The sequence below is a fragment of the Streptococcus pseudopneumoniae genome, from assembly GCF_001072375.1.
Taxonomy (GTDB): domain Bacteria; phylum Bacillota; class Bacilli; order Lactobacillales; family Streptococcaceae; genus Streptococcus; species Streptococcus pseudopneumoniae_L.
The window spans coordinates 31197-38127 of record NZ_JVKV01000028.1; the positions used below are offsets into that span (position 1 = coordinate 31197).

Annotated in this window: 4 protein-coding genes; 2 read left to right on the top strand and 2 right to left on the bottom strand. The window is 40.5% G+C overall.

The annotated features are described in order from the left end of the window. Position 1: 1 nt before the first annotated feature. Both ADH31_RS02355 and ADH31_RS02360 read right to left on the bottom strand, forming a co-directional pair. Positions 2-1294: a carbohydrate ABC transporter permease gene (locus tag ADH31_RS02355; RefSeq protein ID WP_000414976.1), complete on the bottom strand. Its 1293-nt coding sequence runs from the start codon at positions 1292-1294 to the stop codon at positions 2-4. A gap of 110 nt (positions 1295-1404) precedes the next feature. Continuing rightward, a complete protein-coding gene (locus tag ADH31_RS02360; protein WP_049508804.1) occupies positions 1405-2676 on the bottom strand; it encodes an extracellular solute-binding protein in 1272 nt (423 codons plus the stop codon). Positions 2677-3091: 415 nt separating this feature from the next. On the opposite strand from ADH31_RS02360, the gene malQ reads away from it, so the two are divergent. Together malQ and glgP are read left to right on the top strand one after the other, a co-directional pair. After that, positions 3092-4609: a 4-alpha-glucanotransferase gene (malQ, locus tag ADH31_RS02365; RefSeq protein WP_049508805.1), complete on the top strand. Its 1518-nt coding sequence runs from the start codon at positions 3092-3094 to the stop codon at positions 4607-4609. 22 nt (positions 4610-4631) lie between these two features. After that, the gene (glgP, locus tag ADH31_RS02370; RefSeq protein WP_049508808.1) at positions 4632-6890 is read left to right on the top strand and encodes a glycogen/starch/alpha-glucan family phosphorylase; all 2259 of its coding nucleotides are present in this window, start codon (positions 4632-4634) and stop codon (positions 6888-6890) included. Positions 6891-6931 lie beyond the last annotated feature (41 nt).

Genomic DNA, 6931 nt, shown 5'->3' on the forward strand with positions numbered 1-6931 from the left:
CTTAGACGTCCTCCATATCAAATGCGTGTAGTTTCTTGAAGGCAATCATAGAAATAGAGATGACAATGATTGAAATAATCAAGGTAACAGCTGCCGCCATTGAGTATTGAGGTGATGTACCTGTTGTCAAGCGGTAGATCCATGAGATCAAGATATCAGTTGAACCAGCTCCCCCTCCGACAGTACCAGGTCCTCCACCATTGAAGAGGTACATGATAGAGAAGTTGTTAAAGTTGAAGGTGTATTGGCTAATCAAAGTAGGTGCTGCAACAGCCAAGATCATTGGGAAAGTGATGTTGCGGAATTTTTGCCAAGCATTGGCACCGTCAATATAAGCTGCTTCGTAAAGGTCGTTAGGAATAGATTGCAAGATACCCAAAGTCAAAACGTAGATATATGGGAATCCAAGCCAGCCTTGCATCATAATCAAGGCAACCTTAGTCCAAGTTGGGTCTGTTTTCCAAGGAATAAGCGCCCCATCAAGGAAAGGAAGAACCTTAGCAAAGAGAGGGATAACTTGGGTATTGATTGCTCCAACACTATCGTTAAACATGTTTGAGAATGTCAAGATAGTGATGAAGGCTGGGACAGCCCAAGGAAGAAGGAAAATAACACCAAAGATACGTTTTCCTTTGATAAATGGTTGGTTAGCAATGATAGCTGTGAAGATACCAATCACGATCTGTAAAGTTGAGGCAGATAAAGCCCAAATGATAGTCCAAGAAAGAACAGAACCAAAGGCAGAACGGAAGGTGCTCAAGCTCCAAATGTTTGTAAAGTTGGTCAAACCAACCCAGTCTAACAATTTGTTTGGTGGCAAATGTTGGAAGTCATAGTTTGTGAAGGCAATCATCAAGGTTACGACAACGGGGAAGATGATTGCAAAGGTCATGGCAATATAAGACGGAATAATCAAGAGATAAGGGAAGCCATTTTCATAGATTCCTTTGATCATATCTTTTAGCGTAAGTGGTACTGGAATTCCATTATTAATACGTTTTGCGATAGTATGTGCATCTTTAATATTTGAGAAATAAAAGAGTACATAAACGACTACAAAGATTAAATGGAAGGCACCACGAATCAGCATGAAGAGGGAATTATCACGACCTGGCTTGTCACCAAGAGTAATGAGGTTGCTCAATTCAGGGGCTGCAAGTGCTAGGAAATAAAGGACAAATACGATGGTTACACCAAGGAAGATAAAACCTTTTGCCTTTTGTTTGTTGTAAATCTGTCCTAACCCAGGAATGAGAGACAGCAGTGCTGCTTTACTAGGTTGTTGCTTTTCCATAATAACTCCTTTCATAGGATACTGGTTTCTAATTAAAACCTAAACTATATATGTTTTCTATTGATAAATTCAAAGGGGGATTTGAATTCCACCCCCCTTGAACAAATTTTTTATTCACCAAATTTTTGTTTGATTGTTTCTTTGATCAATGTTACAGCATCGTTTGCAGCTGTCTTAGCATCTTTCTTACCACTTACAGCTTCAAATAGCATTGTTTTAGCTGGGTCCCAAACAGCTGACATTTGAGGGATGTTTGGCATTGGTTGAGCGTTTTGGAACTGTTTGATAACAGCTGTTGTCAACTCATCGTTTTTACCTTCAGCATATGAACGAGCCTCAGTGTTAGCTGGGATTTCGTTAGTTTTATCGTAGAAGGTTTTTTGTTCTTCAGTTGAAACAAGGAAGTCTACAAATTTTTGAGCAGCTTCAAGGTTCTTAGTACTTGATGGGATGATCCAAGCTTTACCACCACCGAATGTTTCATAGTTTTTACCGTTTGGAAGAGTTGGGATAGTCGCAACACTGTAGTTTACTTTAGCATCTTTGAAGGCCTGAGCTTTCCAAGGACCATCGATGATAGCAGCTGTTTTACCTTCTTGGAATTGAGTTTGGATTAGGTTTGGAGCTCCTTCTGTATCTTGCATACCTTTAGGCCATTTTTCGTACCAAGTTTTAGCGTAGTTGATAGCAGTGATAGCTCCTTCGTTTGCAAGTCCGATATCTTTAGGATCTTTACCGTTTTGGCCGAATACGTAACCGCCGTTACCAGCAAGAAGTCCGTATGCATAGTAGAAGTTTGTCCAGTCAGCAAGGAAGGCAGTTGTTTTACCATCTTCACCAGCGAAGGCATATTTGCTATCTTTAGCAAGTTCTTCTAATTCAGCAAAAGTTTTTGGAGCTTCTTTAATCAAGTCTTTATTATAGTACAAAACAAGTGACTCGATAACAGCAGGAGCACCGTAAACTTTACCGTCAGCAGCTGTTACAAGAGATTTAGTTTTATCATCTGTTTTAGCACCGTCGCTCAATTTCACTTCTGAAAGTTGTCCGTCTTTACCAAGGCTACCTACTCGGTCGTATGGTGCCATCATAACGTCAGCAGCTTTACCAGATTGGTTATCTAGAGAAAGGTTATCGAGACCACCCATTTGGTCTCCTGTTTTGATAGTAACTTTTACTCCAGCTTCTTTTTCGTAAGCTTGTGCAGCTGATTCAGCAAATGCTTTATATTGGTCTTCAACGTATAAAGTAAGTTCTTTACCTTCAGATGAACCAGAATCAGCCGCTTTATCAGCAGTTTTGCTTCCGCAAGCTACCAAAAGCAAGCTAGCAAGAGTAGCAGTACCAAGTACAGCTGCGCTCTTCATGAATTTAGTTGACATAGTGTATTCCTCCTAAAGAATAACAAATTTTAATTTCGAGGAAACGCAAACGTTTTCCCTTATGACCTTAGTATAGCACAAACAGAAAACGGTTGCAAGCATTTTTTTGAAAAAAATTAAAAAGCTTGTGACTGGATAATTCCTAAAATTGTTTGTATAATAGAAGAAAAAGATGTAATCATGAAAATTTTGATTCAAAAATAATTGAAGGGAAACGATTGCATGATTAGGATGATGATTAAAAGGGTATTGAAAATAAGAATATAGTAATTTGAAAGTTTGTCAAAAAAGATTAAACAATAAAAAGTTTTTTAAAAACGCTTGCATTTATTTTAGAAATGGGTTATACTTTAAATAGCGCAAACGTTTGCGCACAAATTTGAACAATTAATTAAAAAACACTTGAGGTGCTATTATGAAGAAACGTCAAAGTGGTGTGTTGATGCACATCTCATCACTTCCAGGAGCTTACGGAATCGGATCATTTGGTCAAAGCGCCTATGATTTCGTTGACTTCTTGGTTCGTACAAAGCAACGTTACTGGCAAATCCTTCCTTTAGGAACAACGAGCTACGGAGATTCTCCTTACCAATCCTTCTCAGCCTTTGCTGGAAACACTCATTTTATCGATTTTGATATCTTGGTTGAGCAAGGTTTACTAGATGCTAGTGATCTTGAAGGGATTGACTTTGGTAGCAACCCAACTGAAGTTGACTACGCTAAAATCTACTATGCACGTCGTCCGCTTCTAGAGAAAGCTGTCAAACGTTTCCTTGAAGCCGGAGATGTCAAAGACTTCGAAAAATTTGCTCAAGACAACCAATCATGGCTTGAACTATTTGCAGAGTATATGGCTATCAAGGAGCATTTTGATAATCTTGCTTGGACAGAGTGGCCAGATGCAGATATTCGTGCGCGTAAAGCTTCAACTCTTGAAAGCTACCGTGAGAAATTAGCTGACAAGCTTGTTTACCACCGCGTAACCCAATACCTTTTCTTCCAACAATGGTTGAAATTGAAAGCATACGCTAACGAAAACCACATCGAGATTGTGGGTGATATGCCAATCTATGTAGCGGAAGATTCAAGCGATATGTGGGCAAATCCACATCTCTTTAAAACAGATGAAAACGGGAAAGCAACTTGCATCGCAGGATGCCCACCAGATGAGTTTTCTGCGACTGGTCAGCTTTGGGGGAACCCAATCTATGACTGGGAAGCAATGGATCGTGATGGTTACAAATGGTGGATTGAACGCTTGCGTGAAAGCTTTAAAATCTACGATATCGTGCGTATCGACCACTTCCGTGGATTTGAGTCTTATTGGGAAATCCCAGCTGGTTCTGAAACAGCGGCCCCTGGTAAATGGGTGAAAGGACCTGACTACAAACTCTTTGCAGCGGTTAAAGAAGAACTTGGTGACTTGAACATCATCGCTGAAGACCTTGGTTTCATGACTGATGAAGTCATCGAGCTTCGTGAGCGTACTGGATTCCCAGGAATGAAGGTCCTTCAATTTGCCTTCAATCCAGAAGACGAAAGTATCGACAGCCCACACTTGGCACCAGCTAACTCTGTTATGTACACAGGAACACATGATAACAACACTGTTCTTGGTTGGTACCGTGATGAGATTGATGATCCAACTCGTGAGTACATGGCACGCTACACAAACCGTAAAGAGTACGAAACAGTAGTGCATGCTATGCTTCGTACAGCCTTCGCATCAGTAAGTTTCATGACGATTGCAACTATGCAAGATTTGCTAGAGTTGGATGGTTCAGCTCGTATGAACTTCCCATCTACTCTTGGTGGAAACTGGTCATGGCGTATGACAGCGGATCAATTGACTCCTGCTGTCGAAGAAACTTTGCTTGACTTGACTACAATTTATCGCCGAATCAATGAAAATTTGGTAGAATTAAAGAAATAAGACATTATCAGGAGACATAAAAATGTTACCATTAAAAGAATTTGTACAAAATCGTTACAATAAATCTATCGCAGAATGTAGCAATGAGGAGCTTTACCTTGCTCTTCTTAACTACAGCAAACTTGCAAGCAGCCAAAAACCAGTGAACACTGGTAAGAAAAAAGTTTACTACATCTCAGCTGAGTTCTTGATTGGTAAACTCTTGTCAAACAACTTGATTAACCTTGGTCTTTATGACGAAGTTAAAAAAGAACTTGCTGACGCAGGTAAAGAGTTGATCGAAATCGAAGAAGTAGAATTGGAACCATCACTTGGTAACGGTGGTTTGGGACGCTTGGCAGCCTGCTTTATCGACTCCATCGCTACACTTGGTTTGAATGGTGACGGTGTTGGTTTGAACTACCACTTTGGTCTTTTCCAACAAGTGCTTAAAAACAACCAACAAGAAACTATTCCTAACGCTTGGTTGACTGACCAAAACTGGTTGGTTCGCTCAAGCCGTAGCTACCAAGTGCCATTTGCACACTTTACATTGACATCTACTCTTTACGATATCGATGTACCTGGTTACAAAACTGCTACTAAAAACCGTTTGCGTTTGTTTGACTTGGATTCAGTTGATTCATCTATCATTGAAGATGGCATTAACTTTGATAAGACAGACATCGCTCACAACTTGACTCTTTTCCTTTACCCAGACGATAGCGACAAACAAGGTGAATTGCTCCGTATCTTCCAACAATACTTCATGGTTTCAAACGGTGCACAATTGATCATCGATGAAGCAATCGAAAAAGGAAGCAACTTGCATGACCTTGCTGACTACGCAGTTGTACAAATCAACGATACTCACCCATCAATGGTGATTCCTGAATTGATCCGTCTTTTGACTGAACGTGGTATCGAACTTGATGAAGCAATCTCTATCGTTCGTAGCATGACTGCTTACACAAACCACACAATCCTTGCGGAAGCCCTTGAAAAATGGCCTCTTGAATTCTTGGAAGAAGTGGTTCCTCACTTGGTACCAATCATCAAAGAATTGGACCGTCGTGTTAAAGCAGAATACAAAGATCCAGCTGTTCAAATCATTGATGAAAACGATCGTGTACACATGGCCCACATGGATATCCACTATGGATACAGCGTAAACGGAGTTGCCGCTCTTCACACAGAAATTTTGAAGAACTCTGAGTTGAAAGCTTTCTACGATCTTTACCCAGAAAAATTCAACAACAAAACAAACGGTATCACATTCCGTCGTTGGCTTATGCATGCTAACCCAAGCTTGTCTCACTACTTGGATGAGATTCTTGGCCGCGAATGGCACCATGAAGCTTCTAAATTGGAAGACCTTCTTTCATACGAAGACAAGGCTGCTGTCAAAGAAAAATTGGAAAGCATCAAAGCTCACAACAAACGTAAATTGGCTCGTCACTTGAAAGAGCACCAAGGTGTGGAAATCAATACAAACTCTATCTTTGACATCCAAATCAAACGTCTTCACGAGTACAAACGTCAACAAATGAACGCTTTGTATGTTATCCATAAATACCTTGACATCAAGGCTGGTAACATCCCTGCTCGTCCAATCACAGTATTCTTTGGTGGTAAAGCAGCTCCTGCCTACACAATTGCTCAAGACATCATTCACTTGATCCTTTGCTTGTCAGAAGTAATCGCTAATGACCCAGCAGTTGCACCACACTTACAAGTGGTTATGGTTGAAAACTACAACGTTACTGCAGCAAGCTTCTTGATTCCAGCGTGTGATATCTCTGAACAAATCTCACTTGCTTCTAAGGAGGCTTCAGGTACTGGTAACATGAAATTCATGTTGAACGGAGCTTTGACTCTTGGTACTATGGACGGGGCTAACGTGGAAATCGCTGAGTTGGTTGGCGATGAAAACATCTACATCTTCGGTGAAGATTCAGAAACTGTTATCGACCTTTACGCAAAATCAGCTTACAAATCAAGCGAATTCTACGCTCGTAAAGCGATCAAACCATTGGTTGACTTTATCGTGAGCGACGCTGTTCTTGCAGTTGGGAAGAAAGAACGCTTGGAACGTCTTTATAACGAATTAATCAACAAAGACTGGTTCATGACTCTTCTTGACTTGGAAGACTACATCAAGGTTAAAGAGCAAATGTTGGCTGACTACGAAGACCGTGACGCATGGTTGGATAAAGTTATCGTTAACATTGCTAAAGCAGGATTCTTCTCATCTGACCGTACAATCGCTCAGTATAATGAAGATATCTGGCACTTGAACTAATACTCTTCGAAAATCAAATTCAAACCGCGTCAACGTCGCCT

Bases quoted from the DNA above. Each gene is read 5' to 3' on its own strand.
- malQ (WP_049508805.1), top strand. From the start codon at position 3,092: ATGAAGAAACGTCAAAGTGGTGTGTTGATGCACATCTCATCACTTCCA.
- ADH31_RS02360 (WP_049508804.1), bottom strand. From the start codon at position 2,676: ATGTCAACTAAATTCATGAAGAGCGCAGCTGTACTTGGTACTGCTACT.
- ADH31_RS02355 (WP_000414976.1), bottom strand. From the start codon at position 1,294: ATGGAAAAGCAACAACCTAGTAAAGCAGCACTGCTGTCTCTCATTCCT.
- glgP (WP_049508808.1), top strand. From the start codon at position 4,632: ATGTTACCATTAAAAGAATTTGTACAAAATCGTTACAATAAATCTATC.